20 protein-coding genes are annotated in these 21,163 nt (G+C 67.8%); 1 reads left to right on the forward strand and 19 read right to left on the reverse strand.

The window, feature by feature from the left end; genetic code table 11:
- Nucleotides 1-85: 85 nt before the first annotated feature.
- From maiA to MFF07_RS14180, 9 genes are all read right to left on the reverse strand, one after another.
- On the reverse strand, nucleotides 86-733 hold the full coding sequence (gene maiA / locus MFF07_RS14140) for a maleylacetoacetate isomerase (RefSeq protein WP_147814691.1): 648 nt from the start codon (nucleotides 731-733) through the stop codon (nucleotides 86-88).
- Nucleotides 734-767: 34 nt separating this feature from the next.
- Nucleotides 768-1,886, reverse strand: a complete 1,119-nt coding sequence (locus tag MFF07_RS14145; protein ID WP_147814568.1) for an ATP-dependent DNA helicase — start codon at nucleotides 1,884-1,886, stop codon at nucleotides 768-770.
- Nucleotides 1,883-2,794, reverse strand: a complete 912-nt coding sequence (gene hemF / locus MFF07_RS14150; RefSeq protein WP_238232233.1) for an oxygen-dependent coproporphyrinogen oxidase — start codon at nucleotides 2,792-2,794, stop codon at nucleotides 1,883-1,885. Before hemF ends, MFF07_RS14145 begins: the two co-directional genes overlap by 4 nt.
- Before the next feature lie 57 nt (nucleotides 2,795-2,851).
- Entirely contained in the window at nucleotides 2,852-4,984 is a 2,133-nt protein-coding gene (locus MFF07_RS14155; protein WP_147814564.1) for a molybdopterin-containing oxidoreductase family protein, read from the reverse strand.
- Nucleotides 4,985-5,138: 154 nt separating this feature from the next.
- Nucleotides 5,139-5,699 (reverse strand): 16S rRNA (guanine(966)-N(2))-methyltransferase RsmD, encoded by a 561-nt coding sequence (gene rsmD / locus MFF07_RS14160; protein WP_147814562.1) that lies wholly within the window; start codon nucleotides 5,697-5,699, stop codon nucleotides 5,139-5,141.
- A gap of 73 nt (nucleotides 5,700-5,772) precedes the next feature.
- Nucleotides 5,773-7,758 carry a pseudouridine synthase gene (locus MFF07_RS14165; RefSeq protein ID WP_373322353.1) on the reverse strand — a complete coding sequence of 662 codons (1,986 nt, stop codon included), beginning with the start codon at nucleotides 7,756-7,758 and terminating at the stop codon, nucleotides 5,773-5,775.
- Nucleotides 7,759-7,907: 149 nt separating this feature from the next.
- Nucleotides 7,908-8,084, reverse strand: coding sequence for a DUF1328 domain-containing protein (locus MFF07_RS14170; RefSeq protein ID WP_147814560.1), 177 nt, complete (start codon nucleotides 8,082-8,084; stop codon nucleotides 7,908-7,910).
- 73 nt (nucleotides 8,085-8,157) lie between these two features.
- Nucleotides 8,158-8,361, reverse strand: coding sequence for a CsbD family protein (locus MFF07_RS14175; RefSeq protein WP_147814558.1), 204 nt, complete (start codon nucleotides 8,359-8,361; stop codon nucleotides 8,158-8,160).
- Nucleotides 8,362-8,511: 150 nt separating this feature from the next.
- Nucleotides 8,512-10,617 (reverse strand): sensor domain-containing protein, encoded by a 2,106-nt coding sequence (locus tag MFF07_RS14180; RefSeq protein ID WP_147814556.1) that lies wholly within the window; start codon nucleotides 10,615-10,617, stop codon nucleotides 8,512-8,514.
- A gap of 216 nt (nucleotides 10,618-10,833) precedes the next feature.
- Here MFF07_RS14180 and MFF07_RS14185 point away from each other — a divergent pair, with 216 nt between their 5' ends.
- A complete protein-coding gene (locus MFF07_RS14185) occupies nucleotides 10,834-11,757 on the forward strand; it encodes an alpha/beta fold hydrolase (protein WP_147814554.1) in 924 nt (307 codons plus the stop codon).
- Here MFF07_RS14185 and MFF07_RS14190 read toward each other — a convergent pair.
- The 10 genes from MFF07_RS14190 to MFF07_RS14235 all read right to left on the reverse strand — a co-directional run bounded on the left by MFF07_RS14190 (nucleotide 11,754) and on the right by MFF07_RS14235 (nucleotide 21,131).
- Nucleotides 11,754-12,209: a nucleoside deaminase gene (locus MFF07_RS14190; RefSeq protein WP_147814552.1), complete on the reverse strand. Its 456-nt coding sequence runs from the start codon at nucleotides 12,207-12,209 to the stop codon at nucleotides 11,754-11,756. The genes MFF07_RS14185 and MFF07_RS14190 overlap by 4 nt on opposite strands.
- Nucleotides 12,210-12,216: 7 nt before the next feature.
- Nucleotides 12,217-13,497, reverse strand: coding sequence for a phosphoribosylamine--glycine ligase (gene purD, locus MFF07_RS14195; protein WP_147814550.1), 1,281 nt, complete (start codon nucleotides 13,495-13,497; stop codon nucleotides 12,217-12,219).
- Between the two features lie 87 nt (nucleotides 13,498-13,584).
- A complete protein-coding gene (gene msrA / locus MFF07_RS14200) occupies nucleotides 13,585-14,325 on the reverse strand; it encodes a peptide-methionine (S)-S-oxide reductase MsrA (protein ID WP_147814548.1) in 741 nt (246 codons plus the stop codon).
- Between the two features lie 38 nt (nucleotides 14,326-14,363).
- Nucleotides 14,364-14,837 carry a peptide-methionine (R)-S-oxide reductase MsrB gene (gene msrB / locus MFF07_RS14205; protein ID WP_147814546.1) on the reverse strand — a complete coding sequence of 158 codons (474 nt, stop codon included), beginning with the start codon at nucleotides 14,835-14,837 and terminating at the stop codon, nucleotides 14,364-14,366.
- Between the two features lie 260 nt (nucleotides 14,838-15,097).
- Entirely contained in the window at nucleotides 15,098-15,586 is a 489-nt protein-coding gene (cynS, locus tag MFF07_RS14210) for a cyanase (RefSeq protein ID WP_147814544.1), read from the reverse strand.
- A gap of 117 nt (nucleotides 15,587-15,703) precedes the next feature.
- On the reverse strand, nucleotides 15,704-16,918 hold the full coding sequence (locus MFF07_RS14215) for a serine hydrolase domain-containing protein (protein ID WP_147814542.1): 1,215 nt from the start codon (nucleotides 16,916-16,918) through the stop codon (nucleotides 15,704-15,706).
- A 168-nt stretch (nucleotides 16,919-17,086) separates the two neighbouring features.
- Nucleotides 17,087-17,830: an NUDIX hydrolase gene (locus tag MFF07_RS14220; protein WP_147814540.1), complete on the reverse strand. Its 744-nt coding sequence runs from the start codon at nucleotides 17,828-17,830 to the stop codon at nucleotides 17,087-17,089.
- Nucleotides 17,790-18,200: a DUF983 domain-containing protein gene (locus MFF07_RS14225; protein WP_238232257.1), complete on the reverse strand. Its 411-nt coding sequence runs from the start codon at nucleotides 18,198-18,200 to the stop codon at nucleotides 17,790-17,792. Before MFF07_RS14225 ends, MFF07_RS14220 begins: the two co-directional genes overlap by 41 nt.
- Nucleotides 18,201-18,308: 108 nt before the next feature.
- Nucleotides 18,309-20,657 (reverse strand): ribonuclease R, encoded by a 2,349-nt coding sequence (gene rnr, locus MFF07_RS14230; protein ID WP_147814538.1) that lies wholly within the window; start codon nucleotides 20,655-20,657, stop codon nucleotides 18,309-18,311.
- A gap of 135 nt (nucleotides 20,658-20,792) precedes the next feature.
- Entirely contained in the window at nucleotides 20,793-21,131 is a 339-nt protein-coding gene (locus tag MFF07_RS14235; RefSeq protein ID WP_147814536.1) for a hypothetical protein, read from the reverse strand.
- Nucleotides 21,132-21,163: the final 32 nt, after the last annotated feature.

Here is a 21,163-nt window from a genome sequence, read left to right on the forward strand (position 1 = left end):
CGAAGGCCTACGTTGGAACGTCTATACATCACGCCCGCGCGATCGGCCTATCTCGCCCGTGCGCGAGGGGGTCGCAGTCGCGAGGTCAGCGTGCCGGCGCGCCGGGCTGCCGGAGCGGATGCGCCCGGGCGACAGCATCGAGCGCCAGACATTCCTCCGCGACCCGCTTCACGGTCGGGTAGGGTGCCGTGTCGACCCCGAAGATGCCGGTGCCGGCCCAGAGGCTGGCGAGGCAGAGATCGGCGTGGCTGACGGCATCGCCTTGCATGAACCGGCCGGTGCCGGCCTCGGTCGAAAGCCGTTTCTCCAGCGTGTCCAGCCCTGAGGCGAAGGCGAACTGCAGGAACTCCAGGCCCTGCTCCTTCGAGAGGCCGTAGGCCGTCATCAGTTGCTTGCGCACCCGCGGCGTGTAGAGCGGATGCGTGTCGCAGGCGATGAGCTGCGCCAGGGAGCGGGCGCGGGCACGCTTCCGCGGATCGGCCGGCAGCAGCGGCGACTCCGGATGCGTCTCCTCCAGATAGTCGAGGATCGCCAGCGACTGCGTCAGCGGCGGACCGTCGTCGACAAAGAGCGCCGGCACCGCGCCCTGCGGGTTGATCGCCAGGAATTCGGGCTTCCGGTGATCGCCGGCATCGAGATCGAGAAACACCTCGTCGTAGGCGATGCCCTTGAGGTTCAGCGCGGCCCGCACCCGGAACGACGCCGCCGAGCGCCAATTGCCGTACATCTTCATAAGCTTGCCTTCCGTCACTCGCCCGCCGTCTCCGTCACACCACCACCGTGATGGCCCGCGCCGCCCGCGTCAGGCCGGTATAGAGCCAGCGCGCCCGGTGCTCGCGAAACGCGAAGGATTCGTCGAACAGGACCACCTTGTCCCATTGCGAGCCCTGCGCCTTGTGGACGGTGAGGGCGTAGCCGTAGGTAAACTCGTCGGTCTCGCGGCGCATGGAGAACGGGATTTCCTCCTCGCTGCCCTCGATGATCTGGCGCAGCACCTTGATGTCGACGGCGCGCTTCCGGGCGGCCGGGTCGTCTTCGGAGACGACATCGAGGCGGATGGTGTCTGGGCGCGGCGGGGCGCGCAGGGCCTGCACCGTCCAGGTAGAGCCGTTGAGCAGGCCCTTGGTGCGGTCGTTCCTCAGACAGACCAGTTTCTCGCCGATGGACGGCATCGGGTCCTTGTGGCCGGCGAGTTCACGCAGGCGGTTGTTGTAGAGCCGGCGGGTCTTGTTCATGCCGACCAGCACCTGATCGCAGTCGAGCACCTCGGTCGGATCGAGCGTCCGCCGCGAGACGACGCGGCTGTCGCCGAAGGTGCCCAGTTCCAGCCGGCCGCCTTCGCGAACCGTCATCGCCATGCGCACGATCGGGTCGTCCGCCGCCTGCCGGTGGACCTCGGTGAGCATCACGTCGGGCTCGGCCTCGGTGAAGAAGCCGCCGCCGCGTACCGGCGGTAGCTGGGCCGGATCGCCGAGCACCAGCACCGGCTTGTCGAAGGCCAGCAGATCGTTGCCGAGGTCGGAATCGACCATCGAGCATTCGTCGATGACAATGAGGTCGGCCTTGGCCGCCGGACCCGAGCGGTTCAGCGTAAAGGTCGGGCCGCCCTCGTCGCCCTCCTTGGTGCGGTAGATCAGGCTGTGAATCGTCGCGGCATCGTGGCAGCCTTTCTGGCGCATCACGGACGCCGCCTTGCCGGTGAAGGCGCCGAACAGCACGGTACCGTCGACGTCGTCGGCGATGCGCCGCGCCAGCGTGGTCTTGCCGGTGCCGGCATAGCCGAACAGGCGAAACACCTGATCGCCGCCGCCCTTCATCCATTGGGAAATCGCCTTGAGCGCCGCCTCCTGCTGGGGCGCGTAGGCCTTCGGGAGATCGGCCGTCACGGCCAGCGCACGGTCGGCGGCAGCGAGGACAGGATCGAGGCGACGTTGCCGCCGGTCTTCAGCCCGAAGATGGTGCCGCGATCGTGCAGCAGGTTGAACTCGACGTAGCGCCCGCGCCGGACCTGCTGCTCGATCCGGTCTTCCTCGGTCCAGTCCTTGGCGAGATTCGAGAAGACGATCTCGGGATAGGCCTTGAGGAAGGCCTGACCGACGTCGCGTGTGAAGGCGAGGTCGGCCTTGGGATCGCCGGTCCAGTGATAATCGTAGAAGATTCCACCGATACCACGCGGCTCCTTCCGGTGCGGGAGATAAAAATACTCCTCGCACCATGCCTTGTATTTTTCGTAGTCAGCCGCCGGCGCGTGAGCGTCGCAGGCTTGCCTGAGGGAGGCGTGGAAAAGCTTCGTGTCCGGGTCTTCCTGATTGCGGCGGCGCTCCAGAACCGGGGTCAGGTCTGCCCCGCCGCCGAACCACGCCTTCGTGGTCACCACGAAGCGCGTGTTCATGTGGACCGTCGGCACGTTCGGGTTCCACGGATGGGCGATCAGCGAGATGCCGGTGGCGAAGAAGCGCGGGTCCTCCGAGGCGCCCGGCATCTGCGCCCGGAACTCCGGCGCGAATTCACCGTGCACCGTGGAGATGTGGACGCCGGCCTTCTCGAAGACGCGGCCCTTCAGCATGGACATGACGCCACCACCACCCGGCGCGCCGCTATGGTCGGTCCGCTGCCACGGCGTTTTTTCGAAGACTCCCGGCTCCGACGGCGCATCGGGATGGAACGGCCCCGCGGCTTGATCCTCCAAAGTCTCCAGCGCCGTCACGATCCGGTCGCGCAGCGTGGCGAACCACGTCTGCGCGTCGGCCTTGATGGCGACGAGGTCGCTCTCGCTCGGGAGGGGGAGGTTCATCGCGGGCTTCTGCATGGCCCCAGCGATGTCCCATCCCGAGCGGGAGGCGTCAATTCGCTAAACCGCGAGTCCGACCTCCACGAGGTTGTCGCTGAAGGTCGGCGAGTGGCCCATGCCACCGTACTTCGAGGACGAGACCACGTTCACCGCGCCGTCCCGGTTCAGCGAGTGCCAGTACCCCAGCGAGGCCACGACGAGGCCCGGCGGTACGTCCTCGGTCACCTGGGCCTGCCCATGGAAGGTGCCGCGTTCGTTGAAGACGCGCACCAGCGCGCCCTCGGTGATCTGCCGGCCCGAAGCGTCGGATGGATTGATCAGGATTGCCTGCTCGCCCTGGCGGGCGATCTTGTGGGCCTCGTTCGCGTATTGCGAGTTGAGGAAGCCGTGGCTCTTCGGCGAGACGATGTTGAGCGGGAAGCGTGCGGCGAGCGCCCCGTTCGTCTCGGGCCGCTCGTTGGCCGGCACATAGCCGGGCAGGGGGTCGAGGGCCTCGCCGCCCTGTTCGGCCTCGTACATCTGCCGGAAGGGCGGGGCGACGAAGTTGCCGTTATCGAGCGCTCCTTGCGAGAAAAACTCGCACTTGCCGGACGGCGTCGGGAAGTTACCCTCGGCATGCGGCGTGCGAGTTTCGGCATCGCCGATGTTCAGGCGGTACCAGCCCTGCTCGCGGAAGTGCTCCATGCTGGCGCCGGCCATCTTGGGGCTGTCCCAGTCGAGATACCACTCCATCAGCTCGGTCTCGCTCATGGAGAATTGCGGGTCGTCGAAGCCGAAGCGCTTGGCGAGACGCCGAAACAGCTCGGCGTTGGAGACGGTTTCGCCGGGCGGCTCGATCGCCTTCTGGTTCAGCGTGAAAAAGAAGTGCCCCCACGAGAACATCATGTCGTCGTGCTCGGCCGCCATCGTGGCCGGCAGCAGGATGTCGGCATAGCGGGCCGTGTCGGTGACGAAATGCTCGCTCACGACCGTGAACAGGTCTTCGCGGGCGAGGCCCTTCTTGATGGCGGCGGTCTCGGTCGAGTTCGAGACCGGGTTGGCGTTGTAGACCATCAACGCGTGGATACCGGGGCTGAGTCCGGCCTCGCCGTTCAGCACCGCGCCGAGCTTCAGCACGTTCACGGCGCGGGTGCCCTGCGGGATCCAGTCCGGCCGGCAGACGCGGTCCCAGTGCACCGGGAATTCCCAGAGCGGCATCTGGTAGACGCCGCCGCCGGGGTCCTTCCAGGCCCCGGTGAGAGCCGGCAGCGAGAAGATCGCGCGCAAGGCCTGCGCACCGCCGGCACTGCGTTCGACGGCCACGCCCGGCCGGATCGCAGCGTTGCGAGTCGTCGCGTATTCGTGCGCCAGCATGCGGATGTCCGCCGCCGGCACACCGCAGATTTTTTCCGCGTATTCGGGCGTAAAGGGCTCTGCCCGCTCCTTCAGCTGGTCGAACCCGACCGTGTATTGCTCGACATATTCGGAATCGATCAGGTTGCCGTTGATGATGCAGTGGATCAGCGACATCGCCAGCGCGCCGTCTGTGCCGGGCTTCGGCATGATGTGCCAGTCGGCTTCCTTTGCCGTGCGCGAGCGGTAGGGGTCGATCACCACCACCTTGGCACCGGCGCGCTGCGCTTCCTTCACCACGTGCCAGTGGTGGATGTTGGTGGAAATCGAGTTGCAGCCCCAAATGATGATGTACTTCGACTGGGTGAAGCTCATCGGATCGAGGCCGTTGGTCGGCCCGACGGTGAGCAGCCAGGCCGTGCACGAGCCGGAGCCGCAGAAGGTCTTCTCCGCGACGCTCGCGCCGAGCTTGTTGAAGAACGCGTCGCCGACGGTGAGGCCCTGCACCACGCCCTCGTTGCCGAGGTAGTTGTAAGGGAGGATCGCCTCGCGGCCGTGGGTATCGCGGACCTCGCTGAAGCGGGCGTGGATCTCGTCCAGAGCCTCGGTCCAGCTGATGCGGGTGAACTGGCCCGAGCCCTTCGGGCCGGAGCGGCGCATCGGGTAGAGCACCCGGTCGGGATTGTAGTGATGCCGCTCGAAGTCGTTGATCTTGCCGCACAGCGCGCCGCGGGTCATCGGATGGTCCGGATTGCCCTTAACGTGGATCAGCCGGCCCTCCTCGATCGTGTAGATCATCGAGCAGGTGTCGGGGCAGTCGTGCGGACAGGCGCCGAGCTTGGTGGTTTGCGTGGCAGGCATCGGCGTGTCTCTCCCGGCAGGCGCCTTGAGGCGCTTTTGTGCCGGGAGGATTTCGCGGGCGCGCTTTTAAGTCAATTATAATTCTAAGAACGGGGTCTCGCCCAACCCCGGCATCGCGAGGCAAGGCGCCGATCCGGTCGTCGAACGTCCCGTTTCAGCCGGCCGCGTAGCGAAGAAACGTCACGGCCGTCTCGCCGTAGTCGCGCCGTTCTAACGCCGAAAAACCCGGCGGCAGGACCAGGGACACCGCAGCCGATTCCTCGACGAGGACGAGGGCGTCCTGCTCCAGCCAGCCGCCCTCTGCGGCGGAGACGAGCGCCTTCGGAGCGAGGTCGCGGCCGTAGGGCGGATCGCAGAAGACCAGCGAGAACCGGCCGATCGCCTGGGCCAGCCCGAGCTTCGTCGCGTCGCGCCGGTAGAGGCGGGTGGTGCCCTCGAGCCCCAACGCCTCGATGTTTTCGCGAATGAGCCCGCGGGCTTCCGCGCCCTCGTCGACCAGCAGCGCGTAGGCCGCGCCACGCGAGAGTGCCTCGATGCTGAGGGCACCGGTGCCCGCGAACAGGTCGAGGACGCGGGCGCCTTCGACGGCATCGCCGTAGGCATGGACGAGCACGTTGAACAGCGCCTCGCGCAGCCGGTCCGAGGTCGGCCGGATCGCGTCGGTGCGCGGGCCGCGCAGCGCGCGCCCGCGCAATTCTCCCCCGACAATCCTCATCGGTTCGCAGAAGTGCCGATCATAGGGGCCATGAACTCACCGCCCGTCGAAACGGGCAGTCGTCCCTTCGGGATCATTTCCCCGCACGGGGCGGACGACCACCGCCGCGGGAATCCGGCTTGCCGCCGAAACCACCCGGACGCCCGCCGGGCTTTCCGCCCTTGAAGCCGCCACCGGGACGGCCAGCGCCGGCCTTAAAGCCGCCGCCGCCGGGTCGATCGCTGCGGAACCCACCTGGACGGTCACCGCCACCGGGACGGTCGCTGCGGAACCCGCCCGGGCGATCACCGCCGGGCTTGAAGCTGCGACCGGCGCCGGGGCGTCCGCCAGCAGGCTTGTCCGCCCGGAAGCCGCCACCGGCAGGGCGATCGGACCGCCCACCGGGTCCGGGCCGGCCTTCGCCGCCCTTGAAGCCGCCGCGGTCGCCGACGGGGCGATCACCCCGGAATCCGCCCGGGCGTTCGCTACGACCAGCCCCACCCTCGGGACGATCACGGCCACCACCGAAGGAGCGCGGACGCTCTTCGCTACGGTTGGCCCCGCCCTCGGGACGGTCGCGACCGCCGCCGAAGGAGCGCGGACGCTCTTCGCCACGAAAACCACCCGAGCGTTCGCCGCCCTGTGGGCGGTCCCGCGGCGGGCCACGGCGCTCGCCGCGATCCTCGAAATTCTCGCGCCGGGGCGGCGCGTCGCCATCCTGCCGGCGCGGACGCGCATCGGCACGTGGGGCGCGGTCGTCTCCGGAACGCTGCGGGCGCTCCTCCTGCGTGCGGAAACGGGTCCGGCGATGCGGCTCGGGCGCCGGAACCTCGGGGCTCGGCTGCAGACGCTCCACCAGGACGCGGCGGTCGCCAGCCGTCTGGATCGCGCCGACGCGCTCGCGGCCACGCTCGGCCGCTGCGGCTCGCGAGGCTTTGGGATCGGCGCCGCGGCGCGGAATCTTGGTGCCGTGCGGCTTCTCGACATTGTCGTCGGCACGCCAGATCGACTCGCGCGGGCCTGCGCTCATGCCGCCGGTCGGCACACGGGCGGGTGCCGCAGGACGGGCCGGCCGCGACGGATCGCGGCCCTGGCGGTCGAAGCTCGGCCGGCCGTAGCTCGGCTCGCGCGAACGTCCGCCCTCGCGCGGGGCCTTCTGGCCCTGGGAGCCTGCCCGCTCGGCAGAGGCCGCTGCTGGCTTCTTCGGCTTGCCGAAAGGAGCGATCGGCTCGCGCGTCGGGCTCTCGAAATCGACGCCGGCCTGCTCGGAGAGGGTTTTGCCGAGCTGCTCCTTGAGCACCTTGGTGCGGATTTCCTCGACGAGGCCGACCTCGAGATCACCAAGCTGGAAGGGGCCGAACGAGAGGCGGATCAGCCGGTTCACGGACAGTCCGAGATGTTCGAGGATCCGCTTGACCTCGCGATTCTTGCCTTCGCGCAGACCCAGCGTCAGCCAGATGTTGTCACCCTGCGCCCGGTCGAGATGCGCCTCGACGGGGCCATATTCCATGCCGTCGATGGTGACGCCCTTGCGGAGCTTGTCGAGTTCCACCTGCGTGATCTCGCCGAAGGCCCGCACTCGGTACTTGCGCAGCCAACCGGTATCGGGATGGGCGATGACCTTGGCGAGACCGCCGTCGTTGGTCAGCAGCAGCAGACCTTCGGTATTGATGTCGAGCCGGCCGATCGCGACGACGCGTGGCAATTCCTCGGGAACGACATCGAAAACCGTCTGACGGCCCTCGGGATCGCGCGCGGTCGTCACCACGCCGCGCGGCTTATGCAAGATCCAGAGGCGGGTGCGCTCGCGGACCGGCAACGGCTCGCCATCAACGGTGATGCGATCGGATTCCGTCACGTTGATCGCCGGCGAAGCCAGGATTTTCCCGTTCAGGGTGACGCGCCCAGCCTCGATCATCGCCTCGACATCGCGGCGCGAAGCAACACCGGCTCGGGCGATCGCCTTCGCGATGCGTTCACCCTCCGGAGTTGCAGGAAGCACCTCGGGGGTCGCAGGAATCACATCATCGCCGCGCGGGGCTTCCGCCATGCGGGTTTCGTCATCGGGAGTGTCGTTCATGGTCGATGCCATAACAGAGCGCGTCGCCCGTTGCGAGGCGCCTGTTCGCCGGCCAACGGCACGCCGGCGATGTTACGGATGCATGGGAGCAGAGACGGGCAAAGTCACGAAAAAGGCGGCCGAAGCCGCCCTTCACTATCCGAATCGGATCAGAGTCGCGGTGCGCGTCCGCGCACAGCGCCCACTACCGCCGAGATCAGAAACAGTGCGACCGCCACGAAGCAGATGATCTTGGCCGCTTCCATGGCCGTGCCGGCGACACCGCCGAACCCCAGGACTGCAGCGATCAACGCGACGACGAGAAACGTGACGGCCCAACCAAGCATGGTGGTCTCCTGCAGTCCTTCGGGAACCTAATGGCCAAGCTGCGAAATCGTTCCGCCTCTCCGGCAATTTTCCCTAGAGTTTGCGCTTCACTGCGTCCGCGCCGTCCTTGACCGCGTCCTTGGCGTCGCCAACCGTCTTCTGCGCCTCGCCCTTGAGCTCTTGGGCCTTGCCTTCGGCCTGAAGCTTCTCGTTGTCGGTAGCCTTACCAATGCCCTGCTTGACGTTGCCGGCGGCCTCGTTGCCGAGACCCTTGATCTTGTCGACCGTGCTGCTCATGGCGAAGTCTCTTCCCTTCTCCAACGGCGGTGCCGTCTTCGGGAAAGGAACGGCGCTCGGAGCCGCAATGTTCCGCCGATTAACATACGGTTCTCCTACCATGCGACGGCTCGCTGCGCCTCCGGTCGAGAGAGATCGCCCGCCTCGGCTTCAGGCTGCCGACCGTGTCTTGGCGAGATAGAGCATCTCGCTGATCTCGTTCAACGGCCGCGGCGGACTGAACAGATAGCCCTGGATCTCCTGAGCTCCCTCGGCGCGCACGGTGGCCAGTTGCGCCTCCGTCTCGACTCCCTCGACCAGCGTGGTGATGCCGAGGCTGGTGCCCAGGCCGACGATGGCACGGATGATCGCGCCGGCATCCGAGCGCCCGACGGAATCCCGCACGAACGACCGGTCGATCTTGATCTTGTCGAACGGGAAACGCCGCAGGTAGCTGATGCTGGAATAGCCCGTTCCGAAATCGTCCATGGAGATGCGTACGCCCAGCCGCCGCAGGGTGTGCAAGGTTTCGAGATTCGACTCCGTATCGTCGAGCAGCACGCTTTCGGTGATCTCGAGTTCGAGCCGCGTCGCCTTGAGACCGCTGGCGGCGAGCGCCATCAGGACGCCCTGCGCGAAGTTGCGGTTGCGCAATTGCAGCGCGGAGACGTTGACCGCGACGCTGATGTCGTCCGGCAGCGTGGCAGCGTCGCGACAGGCCTGGTTCAGCACCCAATCGCCGAGCGGCACGATCAGGCCGGTTTCTTCGGCAAGCGGAATGAACACGCCGGGGCTGATGAGTCCCCGCTCCGGGTGCCGCCAGCGCACCAGAGCTTCAACACCCTTGATCCGGTTCTTGTCGAGATCGACGAGCGGCTGGTAGTGCAGTTCGAACCGGCCGTAGGCGAGGGCCTCACGCAGTTCGCGCTCCATGACGGTGCGTTCCCGCGCCGTCTCGTCCATCTGGGACTCGAACAGGCAATAGGTGCCGCGGCCCGCCGCCTTGGCCTCGTAGAGCGCCATGTCGGCGTCCTTGAGCAGCCGCTCGATGTCGCGGCCTTCGCCATCGGCGAGTGCGATCCCGACGCTCATGCCGATCTCGATGTTGAAGCCGTTGAGCTCGTAGGGTGCGCTGATCACGCCGATGAGGCGCTGGGCCAAGGTGACGGCGCCGGCCGTGTCGGCCACGCGGTGAAGCACCGTGAACTCGTCGCCGCCGAGCCGAGCGACCACGTCGTGACCGCGGACGTGACTGCGCAGCCGATCGGCCACGGCCCGCAGGAGCCCGTCGCCGAGCGCGTGGCCGTAGCTGTCGTTGACGGGCTTGAAGCGGTCGAGATCGAGGCAGAGCACGGCGAGAGTCAGGCCGTCGCCCGTCTCGGTTACCATCTCGGCGCCGATCTCGCGCAGGGCCGAGCGGTTCGGCAGGTCGGTGAGCGCATCGTGACGCGCCATATGGATGATGCGTGCCTCGTTGCGGCGACGCTCCGTCACGTCCTCGAAGGTCGCGACCCATCCGCCACCGGCCATGATCCGGTGGGTCGCCGCGACCACGCGTCCGTCGGCAAGCTCGCGAAGGACCGACTTGGTGGCATCCGCGGTCAACGATGTCCGGGTGCCCTCGCTCACGGAATCGACGGTCGCGCCGCTCTTGTAGCGATTGAGCGCGACGAGGATCTCGATGATCTGCCGCTGGCTCATGCCGGGAGTCAGCGCGGCTTCCTTGAGTTTGAAGATCTCCAGGTAGCGATGATTCCACACGACGAGGCGGCTCTCCGCATCGAACATGCAGAGGCCCTGGGTCATGTTTTCGAGCGCCGCATCGAAGAGCCGGTTCTGCTCGACGAGCTGAGCGTTGGCCCCCTGGAGCGCCGAGAGGGCCGTCGCGAGCGCCGAACGGGTCCGATGCTGGTCGCTGACGTCGCTGCCGACGCCGCGATAGCCGAGGAAGCTTCCATCGGGAGCAAAGCGTGGACGCCCGCTGATCTCGAACCAACGGGGCGCGCCGTCCGGATGCCGGAAGACATAGATCCGGTCACGAAAGGGCTGGTGCGCGGCCATCGCATCGGCAACGTCGCGAAGGCCATAGACCTCGTCGCCGCCCACTCCGTCATTGGCGGCATAAGCCTCACGGGTGTGGCCGATCAGGGCGGAAGCGGGCAGGCCCATGAAGCGCTCGGCCTCGGCGGACATGTGGGTGAACCGCCCGGCCAGGTCGGTTTCCCAGAGCCAGTCGGCGGAGATCTGAGCGACTTCTTCGAGTGCGTGCAATGGCATGGGAATACCGCGGGAGATGACTGAATCTCCACGGCAAGCGTTAAGAAATGTTCATGCCGAAGTAATAGGCAGATTGCCCGAGAAGTGATCGGAATAGGGTTTCCGTACGCCGATAGCCGTCGTCACTGACTGATATCACAGAGGCACGGGATCACTGAGGGGAGCCGAAAAGCCACGTCGCGGTTACTCTCGACCGGGAGGCCAGGACAGCAACGGATGATCGAAGACAACGCTGAAAATCTCTTTCCCGGCTTCGAAGCGCTGTGGATAGGCACGCCGACCGGCCGCTGGTTCGCCCGTGCGGGAGGTCCGGCTGACGCGCCGGCCCTGCTCCTGCTGCACGGATTCCCTCAGACGCACGCGATGTGGCATCGCATCGCTCCGGCTCTTGCGACGCACCATCGGGTGATCTGCCTGGACCTCAAGGGTTACGGCTGGTCCGATGCGCCCGGCAGTGCAGCGGACCATTCGGCCTATGCCAAGCGGACGATGGGCCGCGAGATCGCCGACGTGATGGAGCGGATCGGCCATGTCCGGTTCGCCCTGGCCGGCCACGACCGTGGCGCGCGCGTCGCCTATCGCCTTGCCCTCGATGAACCCGGAAGGATCGAGCGGCTGGCGCTCCTCGATATCGTGCCGACGGCGATCCAGTGGGAGCGCATCGCCGCAAGCCCGGAGACGAATCCGCACTGGCCGTTCCTGGCGAAGCCCGCACCGGAGCCGGAACGCGTGATCGGCGGCGATCCGGACGCATATTTCGAAGGCCTGCTGCGGGAGTGGACGGGCACGCACGACCTCTCGGCCTTCGCACCGGCGGCGCTGGAACTCTACCGGCAGGGCTGGAACGTGCCTGAACGCATCCATGCCATGTGCGAGGACTATCGCGCCGGAGGCCCCGACGGACCTGATCGCGCTGCGGACCAGGCCGATCTCACAGACGGGAAGACGCTGCCGATGCCCGTCCTCGTTCTCGCGAGCAGCGACTACCTCGACAAGGACAAGCCGGAAAGTGCGCTCGCCGTGTGGCGACGAACCTTCGCGCCGGGGGCGACGGGCCGCACCATCGCCAGCGGGCATTTTTTGGCCGAGGAAAACCCTACCGAAACGCTCGCTGCGCTCACGGCGTTCTTCCGGGTTTAACCGCCGTCGACCCGCCGGGCCTGGAAGAAGGCCCTGAGGAGGGTGGCGGCCTCGGCTTCGCGAAAACCGCCATAGACTTCAGGCGCGTGATGGCAGGTCGGCTGGTTGAAGACGCGCGGGCCATGCTCGACGCCGCCGCCCTTTGGATCGGCGGCCCCATAATAGAGCCGGCGGATGCGGGCGAAGGAGATGGCGCCGGCGCACATCGCACAAGGCTCCAGCGTCACATAGAGATCGCAGCCGACGAGCCGTTCGTCGCCGATGGCGGCACAGGCGGCGCGGATCGCCAGGATCTCGGCGTGGGCCGTCGGATCGTGAAGCGTTCGGGGGCGGTTGCCGGCGACGGCCAGCACGACACCGTCGCGGACGACCGCCGCGCCGACGGGCACTTCGCCGAGGGCTGCCGCTTCTCGCGCGGCGTCGAAGGCGAGACTGAGCGGGTCGAGGCTCACGGCACCCTCAGTTGTCGGCGTTCTCCGCCTCGCGGCTCACCGCACGGTAGCCGATGTCGCTCCGACAAAAGCCCTCGGGCCAGTCGATCCGGCCGACGGCGGCATAGGCGCGGGCCTGCGCCTCTCGAATGCTGGGGCCGACGGCCGTCACGGCGAGCACGCGGCCGCCATCGGCGTAGAGTCCGTCGTTCTCGCTGCGGGTTCCGGCGTGAAAGACGATGACGTCGTCGGCCTGTGCCTCCGAGACGCCGCGGATCTGCGAGCCGCGCACCACCGTGCCGGGATAGCCGGCCGCCGCCATCACCACGGTCAGCGCGGCACGGCTCTCGTCGAAGGGGAGGGAAACGTTGGACAGATCGCCATCGCAGGCCGCGATCAGCGCCGGCACGAGATCCGCGGCGAGGCGCGGCATCAGCACCTGCGCCTCCGGGTCGCCGAAGCGGGTGTTGTACTCGATGAGCTTCGGACCATCGGCCGTCAGCATGAGCCCGGCATAGAGGATGCCGGTGAAGGGCGTGCCGCGCTCGGCCATGCCGCGCAGGGTCGGGCCGATGATGCGCTCCATCACCTCGGCTTCGAGCGCAAGCGTGAGGACCGTCGCCGGCGAGTAGGCACCCATGCCGCCGGTGTTCGGACCGCGGTCGCCGTCGAAGACGCGTTTGTGATCCTGGGCGGTGCCGACGGGGATGGCGCGGGTGCCGTCGCAGAGCGCGAAGAAGCTGGCTTCCTCGCCGAACAGGCATTCCTCGATGACGAGGGCGGCTCCGGGCACGTCGAGGATGGCGCGGATTGCGGCCTCCGCTTCACGCAGACTCTCGGCGACGACGACGCCCTTGCCGGCGGCGAGGCCGTCGGCCTTGACCACGATCGGCGCACCCTTTTCGCGAAGGTACGCGAGGGCGGCGTCGACCTCGGTGAAGCGGGCAAAGGCGGCAGTGGGGATGTCGTACTCGGCGCAGAGTTCCTTGGTGAAGCCCTTGGAACCCTCCAGCTGAGCGGCGGCCCTGGTCGGGCCGAAAGCGCGGATGCCGGCAGCCGTGAGGTCGTCAACGAGCCCGGCGACCAGCGGCACCTCAGGCCCCACCACCACGAGACCGATCTTTTCGGATTGGCAGAACGCGACAACCGACGCGTGATCGGCGACGTTCAGGTCGGGCAAGTTCGACCCGTGCTGCGCCGTGCCGGGATTGCCCGGGGCGCTGAACAGGCGGTCGCAGAGCGGGGACTTGGAGATCGCCCAGGCGAGCGCGTGCTCGCGCCCGCCGGATCCGATGAGCAGGATGTTCATGCCCCACCCATCACCGAAAACGGCGGGCGGGGCAAAGGGCGATTGCACCGGGACGGGCATCCGTCCACGGCTGGACTGACCTGAGCGTTATGCCTTCGGCTTGCCGACGAGGACCGGTTCGGCGTTGGAGCGCTCCGGAAAGTAGCGCTGCAGATCGCGCAGCTTCGGCGCGTCGTTCGCGACGATGTATCCGGCGTCCGGGTTCAAGGCCATGTAGTCCTGGTGGTAGTCCTCGGCCGGATAGAAGGCCGCGCCGGGCTCGATCTTCGTTGCGATCGGACGGCCATAGACCTTCGCCGCGTCGAGCTGGGCGATGTAGTCCTTGGCGACCTTGGCCTGCTCGGGATCCGCCGGGAAGATCGCGGTGCGGTACTGCGTGCCGGAATCGGGACCCTGGCGGTTCACCTCCGTCGGGTCGAGGGCGACCGAGAAGTAGATCTGCAGCAGTTCGTCGTAGCGGATCACCGACGGATCGTAGGTGATCTTGACGGCCTCGGCATGGCCGGTGCGGCCACGTCCGACGGCGGTGTAGTTGGCTGTCTCGCGGCTGCCGCCGGCATAGCCCGACACCGCCTGCGTCACGCCCTTCACGTGCTGGAACACGCCCTGGACGCCCCAGAAACAGCCCCCGGCGACCGTCGCCGTGCGCAGCTTGCCGGGAGTCTCGCTGGATCTGGCGGCCGCCTCCGGCACGCGCTGGCCGGCCTCTTCGGCAAACGCGACGCCCTGCGGCAGCGAGAGCGTTGCGAGCAGGCCGAGACCGGCGGTCGTCCCAAGGGCGAGCGGCCAGGCGACGGCGGCAGATTTGAAGAACTTGGACAGGGTCATCGGGACCTCCGTGCGTGTCTGAACAAGGAAGAGGCGGCTCAAGCCGCCCGGAAGTTCAAGGCCGCGCCGTTCATGCAGTAGCGCAGGCCGGTCGGCTTGGGGCCGTCGTTGAAGACGTGGCCGAGATGGCCGCCGCAGCGGCTGCAATGCACCTCAGTGCGAGCCATGCCGTAGGCCCGATCGGTGCTCTCGCCGACGGCGCCGGCCATCGGCTGGTAGAAGCTCGGCCAGCCGGTTCCGCTCTCGAACTTGGTCTGCGAGGAGAACAGCGGCTGGTCGCAGCCGGCGCAGGCGAAGGTGCCCGTCCGCTTCTCACGGTCGAGGGGGCTGGTGCCGGCACGCTCGGTGCCCTGTTTGCGGAGGACGTTATAGGCGACCGGGTCGAGCTGCTTGCGCCACTCCTCGTCGCTCTTCACGACCTCGAAGGCGGCGAGTGCGGGATGGGACAGCTTCAGGCCCGACAGCAATCCGGCGAGCGAGGCTCCGGCAAACAGGGTCTGGCGGCGGTTCATGGGCGCTTCTCCCGAAACGGGGATGGATCATCTCCCCATTCGTACGGTTCGCGCGCCGGTTACGTTTCAGCTTGGGCGTTCGAACGCCTGCGACGCACCGTCCCGGGCTCGTGGGCCGGGACGGTGCGGAGGGTAATCGTCGGAGGGTATCGAGAGAAGGCGGTCGGCGGAGGCAACCCGTCGCAGGGCACACTCGACCCCCGTCGTCACTCCGGGGCCGCGGAGCGAAACCCGGAATGACGAGGGTGTGAGTGGAGGCCTCAGCTCTCCTTGAAGCCGTATTCCGGCACGCCGTCCTCGTTGTCGTAGTACTTGTACGGCAGGAATTTGCCCGAGAGGTTCATCTTGACCCGGTCGCCCTTGTTGTTGGGCTCGCGCTCCATGGTCATGTTGAAGTCGATCGCCGACATGATGCCGTCGCCGAAATCCTCCTGGATCAGCTCCTTCCAAGTGGTGCCGTAGACCATCACCAGTTCGTAGAAGCGGTAGATCAGCGGGTCGGTCGGCGGCATCTGCGGGATCGAGCCGCGATAGGGCGCCTCGTTCAGCATCCGCTCCTCGGATTCCGAGAGGCCGAACAGCTCGGCGGCTTTCTTCGCCTGAGCCTTCGGCAGCTTCATCTGGCCCATGCAGGCGGCCGTGATCAGGATCGGCGAGATCCCGCCGATCTCGGCCTGGATGTGCTTCCAGGTCCAGCCCTTCTCACGCTTGATGTCGAGGAGCTTTTCCGTGAGGTCTTCGCGCTTCATGCTCTGTCTCTTGCCTGAATGTCCGGCGGTTCTACGACCGCCTCCATCGTCCGCCGACGCGGGCGGAACGCCGGCCTGCATGCAAGGTTTTCGCCACGAGCACCCGCGAGGTGGGCGTCAGTCGACGAGAGCCGCGTAGGTCAGCACCCGCAATTCGCGCCGGATCGGCAAGGCGGAGGAGGGGATGAGCTGGGCGAAGAGGACCACGGCGAGATCCTCGGCCGGGTCGATCCAGAACGAGGTGCTGGCGAGGCCGCCCCAGGCGACCTCGCCCGGCGTGCCGACGATCTGCGCCTTGGCCGGATCGAGCATCACCGAGAAGCCGAGCCCGAAGCCGATGCCGGTATAGGCGGATTCCGAAAAGCGAGGCTGCCCCATCGCGGCCATGTCGCCGGGCAGGTGGTTGGCGATCATCAGTTCGACGGTCTTGCGGCCGAGCAGGCGCACACCGTCGAGTTCGCCCCGGTTCAGGATGAAGCGGCAGAAGCGCAAGTAGTCCGGCGCCGTGCCCGTGAGCCCGCCGCCACCGGAGGTCACGGGTCGGGGGCTGAGAAATCGGCTGCCCTCGGAATCGTCGTAGACCTTGAGCTGGCCGGTGCGATCGAAGGCGTAGTTGGCGGCGAAGCGCTCCCGCTTGTCCTCGGCCACGAAGAAATCGGTGTCGTGCATGCCGAGCGGCTTCAGCACGCGCTCGCGCAGGAACTCCGAGAACGGCAGGCCGGAGACGACGGCAACGAGGTGGCCGAGGACGTCGGTGGCGACCGAATAGTTCCACTCCGCGCCGGGCTGCGCGAGCAGCGGCTGCTTCGCCACCCGGGCGACCAGATCGGCAAGGGAATGCTCCGAGGTCTGGAAGTCGATGCCGTGCACCCGGTAGAGCGCATCGACCAGCGTCGCCTCCATGAAGCCGTAGGTCAGGCCGGACGTGTGGGTGAGGAGGTCGCGGATCGTGATCGGCCGTAGAGCCGGCACGGTCTCCAACTTGACCCGGTTGCCGCCTACCGCGACGCGCATCTCGGCGAAGTCCGGCAGGAAGCGGCTCAGCGGATCGTCGAGCTGGAAGCGGCCTTCCTCGTAGAGCATCATCACCGCCACCGAGGTCAGCGGCTTGGTCATCGAATAGATGCGGACGATGGTCTCCGTGTCGAAGCGCCGGTCGCGGGCGATGTCGGCCTTGCCGTGAGCGCGCGCGAATCCCGTCTTGCCGCGTCGTGCGAAATGCACCGACAGGCCGGCAAGTTTGCCCTCGTCCACGTAGCGCCGCATCCAGGCGTCGATGCGCTCGAGGCGGTCCGGGCAGAGGCCGAGGTCGCGGGGATCCGTGTCGGTCATGGTTTAAAAGCTACCCTCGCGCCGAACTGAAACCCTCCACGTCATTCCGGGGCCGCGAAGCGGAACCCGGAACCCACCCGACACGCTGCGGCCAGTCGTGGGTTCCGGGTTCTCGCCTGCGGCGACCCCGGAATGACGAGGGTGCTGTGTTGAGGGTCGCAAACCCCATCACAGCAATTCCCGCAACCCCTTTCCATACCGCTCGAAGTAGAACGGGATCGCGCGGAACGGCTTGAAGTCGAGGGCTGCCGCGGCCTCCAGATCGTCGAGCACCAAGCGGGTGATACGGGGCAGGTCGAGCTTGCGGGCCTCGTCGAGACCGACCCAGGCGATCTCGGTGAGCTCGGCATCCGGCCCGACGATGCCGGGGCGCTCGGCAGCCACCGCCGTGCGGTCGGCGACGAAGAAGCGGGTGTCGAAGCGGCGCGGACGGCCCGGCGGCGTGATGGCGCGGGCGAGCAGATGCAGGGCTTCGAGATCCGGAAATACGCCCTCCTCGGCGAAGGCCTGCCAAGCCCCCTCGGGTGCGCGCTCCGGCGGCCCGTAATCACGCGACCCGACCATCAGCCCGGTCTCCTCGTAGGTCTCGCGGATGGCGGCGAGCGCTAGCGAGCGGCCGAGCATCGGGGAAGCGCGGACGAGGCGGGCGTCGAGGGCGTCCTCGCTGCGCTGGGGCAGTGCGCCCGCGACGATCATCCTGCGATCGGAGGGCTCGACCCGCCCGCCGGGAAACACGAACTTGCCGCCCATGAAGGCAAGGCCGGCATGGCGCCGGCCCATCAGCACGCGCGGCTTCTTCTTCGCGCGATCGACGAGGATCAGCGTCGCGGCATCGCGCGGGCGCAGAGCCGGAGCCGCGCGGCTCCGCGTCTCAGACGCGGCCGATGCCGGCAGCGGTGTCGGCTGGTCCAACGCGCGTCTCCTCGGCTCCGGGCCGCGAGGGAAGAGAGGTGTCGAAGCCGTGCATGCGCATGGCGTATTGCAGCCCGATCACAGCGCCCTTCACGGGCTGGAGCAGCCCGAGCGCCAACCCAAGCGTCAGCCCGGGCCAGAGGGTCGCCGAGACCCAGAGCGGCAGGTCGTAGCCCATCTCGATCTTCAGGATCAGGTAACCGACGATGTGCCCAACGATGAAGATCACGAGGTAGGGCGGCAGGTCGTCGGCGCGGTGGCCTTCGAGCGAAAGCCCGCAGGCCTCGCAAGCGGGCTTCACCTTGAGAAATCGGCCGAAGATCCGCCCCTCGCCGCAATGCGGGCAGCGGCAGACGAAGCCGAGCGCCATGGCCGGGATCAGTTTGGTCCGTACGACCGCGTCGGGGACGGCGGCCGGCGGCGGATCGATCTCGTGCTTCGTTTCGAGCGGCATGGCCGATGTCCTACACCACGCCCCTCAGCCGCGCGACCCGCGCTTGCGGTTGGGTGTGTTGCGACCGGCGGCCGGGGGCTTGCCGCGCTTCGAGGCCGTGCCGGGCGGGCCGTAGCTGGTCTTCGGCGACTTCGCCTTGTGGAACTTCGGGCGTCCGCCCGCCCCCGGCCGACCGGAACCGGCCCGCCCATCGGACAGAATCTCGAAGCGCAGCGCACCGGCAACGGCCGCGGCCTCGACGAGCTTGACCTCGACGGTGTCTCCCAAGCGAAACGTCTCGCCAGTGCGGTCGCCGACGAGCGCGTGGCGGGTCTCATCGTGGCGGTAGAAGTCGGCGCCAATGGTCGAGGCCGGGACGAAGCCGTCCGCCCCGGTTTCGGCGAGCTTCACGAATATCCCGGCGCGGGTGACGCCGGAGATGCGCCCCGTGAAGGTCGCGCCGATCCGGTCGGCGAGGTGATGCGCGATGAGGCGGTCGATGGTCTCGCGCTCGGCCGCCATGGCGCGGCGCTCGGCTGCCGAAATCTGCTCGCCGACGGCGTCGAGCATGCCGACGGTGGTGTCTGAGGGCAGGCCGTCCGAACCGAGCCGGCCGGCCGTGATCAGCGCACGGTGCACGATGAGGTCGGCGTAACGCCGGATCGGGGAGGTGAAATGCGCGTAGCGGCGCAGGTTCAGCCCGAAGTGCCCGAGATTCTGGCTCGAATAGATCGCCTGCGCCTGGGTGCGCAGGATGACCTCGTTGATGAAGATCGCGTGCTCGGTCTCGGCGACCGTGCCGAGAATGCGATTGAACAGAGCCGGCTTGAGGACCCCGTCCTTCGGCAGCTTGATTCCGATGGAAGCGAGCACCTCACCGAGCGCCCGCAGCTTTTCCAGCGCCGGCTCGTCGTGGACGCGATAGATCAGCGGCGACTTCGCGGCTTCCAGCGTCTCGGCGGCGGCGACGTTCGCCTGGATCATGAACTCTTCGATGAGCCGGTGCGCTTCGAGCCGCTCCGGCACGATTACCCGGTCGACCGAGCCGTCCGGCCCCAGCAGCACCTTGCGCTCGGGGAGATCGAGCGCCAGCGGGCCACGGGCGTCGCGCGCCTGCTTCAGGGCCTCGTAGGCGGCGTAGAGCGGGCGCAGCACAGGCTCCAGGAGCGGCGTCGTCGTCTCGTCGGGACGGCCGTCGATGGCAGCCTGGGCCTGGGCGTAGGCGAGCTTGGCGCGCGAGCGCATCATCACGCGGTGGAAGGTGTGGCGGCGCTTTGTGCCGTCGGCGGCGACGACCATGCGCACGGCGAGCGCCGGCCGGTCCTCGTTCTCGCGTAGGGAGCAGAGATCGTTCGAGATGCGCTCGGGCAGCATCGGCACGACCCGGTCGGGGAAATAGACCGAGTTGCCGCGCATCAGCGCCTCGCGGTCGAGGGCGCTGCCGGGCCGGACATAGGCGGCCACGTCAGCGATCGCGACGGTGACGATGAAGCCGCCCGCGTTCTTCGGATCGGGGTCCGGCTCCGCCATCACGGCGTCGTCGTGATCCTTGGCGTCGGGCGGATCGATGGTGATCAGCGGTTGATCGCGCCAATCCTCGCGGCCCTTCAGGCCGACCTCCTTCACCGCATCGGCCTCGGCTTGCGTATCCTTGGCGAAGACATGCGGAATGTTGTGGAGGTGCAGGGCGATCAGGCTCACCGCCTTCTCGGAGCCGAGCGAGCCGAGCCGCTGGCGCACACGGCCCTTCGGCAGGCCGAAGCGGGTCTCGCTCTCCAGCGACACGCTGACGAGGTCGCCGTCGCGCGCCTCGCCCTCTTCGCCCGGCGGAATCGCGATCTCGCGACCCTGCGAGCGCTTCTCAACAGGGACCAAGCGCCCGCCATCACGACCGGCGCGATAGATGCCGATGACCTCGGACTTGTTCTTGCCGATCACCTTGACGATGCGGCCGGTGTACCGGCCCGGCGTGTCGCCATCCGGCTCGACGCGGATCAACGCGCGATCGCCGATTCCGGGGGCGGGGCGGTCGGATTTGCGGCCGCCGCGGGGCATCTGAACGATGATGCGCGGAGCCTCGCCATCCTTGGCCTCCCACTGCGCCGGGCGGGCCAGGAGTTCGCCATCGCGATCCCGCGAAAAGATGTCGGCGAGCACGACAGGGGGCAGGCGGCCGGCCTTGCTGAACCCGCCACGTCCGCGCTCGATCGCACCGTCCTCCTCGATCTCCTTGAGGATGCGCTTCAATTCGATCCGGTCGGACCCCTTGATATCGAAGGCCTTGGCGATCTCGCGCTTGCCGACCTTTTCGGTGGAATCCGCGATGAACGCGACGATCGTCTCGCGCGAGGGGAGGGCGCCGGTGGCCGGTGCGGGTGTGATGCGTCTGGTCAAAGAAAAAGGGCTCGCTGCACCGGGCCTTGGGGGCCAGCGCACTGAATTGGAAAAAGGGCCGGCCGTCAGACCGATGCCGGGAACATGGGCTTGCCGCCGCCCCGCGGCAACGCCTTTGCCGTCCAGGGCTGGGGATCAGCCGGTCGAGGCCGAGTTGGCGATGCGCTCGACGGCCGCATCGACGTCGAAGGCCGGATCGACGAGTTCGGCGAGCGTGAATGGGCTGTCCTGCGGCAGGGTGAGGTTCACCCGCCCCTCCTCAGCCGCCATCTCCGGCGACTCGGCGGCGCGGATGCCGAAGGTCCAGGCGCCGTCGATCCGGACCGAGCCCGGATCCGGCGGGTCGGCCGTCAAGGCGGCTAGACCTTTCCTTGCGGCATCCCGGAATTCGAGGCTGCGCCGATCATCCGACACCAGCGCCGCCCTGACGAGGTCGGCCAGACACGCGCTGACCCGCTCGACGCTCTCGTTCATCCACAATCCCGATCCGTGTTCGTCCGGTCCCG

Origin of the sequence: Methylobacterium thuringiense, assembly GCF_022179645.1 — a bacterium.
Taxonomy (GTDB): Bacteria; Pseudomonadota; Alphaproteobacteria; order Rhizobiales; family Beijerinckiaceae; genus Methylobacterium; species Methylobacterium thuringiense.

Excerpts from the sequence above, each read along its gene's own strand:
- MFF07_RS14175 (WP_147814558.1), bottom strand. The coding sequence starts at position 8,361 with ATGAGCAGCACGGTCGACAAGATCAAGGGTCTCGGCAACGAGGCCGCC.
- MFF07_RS14225 (WP_238232257.1), bottom strand. The coding sequence starts at position 18,200 with ATGGCGCTCGGCTTCGTCTGCCGCTGCCCGCATTGCGGCGAGGGGCGG.
- MFF07_RS14235 (WP_147814536.1), bottom strand. The coding sequence starts at position 21,131 with ATGAACGAGAGCGTCGAGCGGGTCAGCGCGTGTCTGGCCGACCTCGTC.
- rsmD (WP_147814562.1), bottom strand. The coding sequence starts at position 5,699 with ATGAGGATTGTCGGGGGAGAATTGCGCGGGCGCGCGCTGCGCGGCCCG.
- MFF07_RS14155 (WP_147814564.1), bottom strand. The coding sequence starts at position 4,984 with ATGCCTGCCACGCAAACCACCAAGCTCGGCGCCTGTCCGCACGACTGC.
- maiA (WP_147814691.1), bottom strand. The coding sequence starts at position 733 with ATGAAGATGTACGGCAATTGGCGCTCGGCGGCGTCGTTCCGGGTGCGG.
- msrA (WP_147814548.1), bottom strand. The coding sequence starts at position 14,325 with ATGACCCTGTCCAAGTTCTTCAAATCTGCCGCCGTCGCCTGGCCGCTC.
- MFF07_RS14165 (WP_373322353.1), bottom strand. The coding sequence starts at position 7,758 with ATGAACGACACTCCCGATGACGAAACCCGCATGGCGGAAGCCCCGCGC.
- purD (WP_147814550.1), bottom strand. The coding sequence starts at position 13,497 with ATGAACATCCTGCTCATCGGATCCGGCGGGCGCGAGCACGCGCTCGCC.
- hemF (WP_238232233.1), bottom strand. The coding sequence starts at position 2,794 with ATGAACCTCCCCCTCCCGAGCGAGAGCGACCTCGTCGCCATCAAGGCC.
- MFF07_RS14170 (WP_147814560.1), bottom strand. The coding sequence starts at position 8,084 with ATGCTTGGTTGGGCCGTCACGTTTCTCGTCGTCGCGTTGATCGCTGCA.
- cynS (WP_147814544.1), bottom strand. The coding sequence starts at position 15,586 with ATGAAGCGCGAAGACCTCACGGAAAAGCTCCTCGACATCAAGCGTGAG.
- MFF07_RS14215 (WP_147814542.1), bottom strand. The coding sequence starts at position 16,918 with ATGACCGACACGGATCCCCGCGACCTCGGCCTCTGCCCGGACCGCCTC.
- MFF07_RS14185 (WP_147814554.1), top strand. The coding sequence starts at position 10,834 with ATGATCGAAGACAACGCTGAAAATCTCTTTCCCGGCTTCGAAGCGCTG.
- MFF07_RS14180 (WP_147814556.1), bottom strand. The coding sequence starts at position 10,617 with ATGCCATTGCACGCACTCGAAGAAGTCGCTCAGATCTCCGCCGACTGG.
- msrB (WP_147814546.1), bottom strand. The coding sequence starts at position 14,837 with ATGAACCGCCGCCAGACCCTGTTTGCCGGAGCCTCGCTCGCCGGATTG.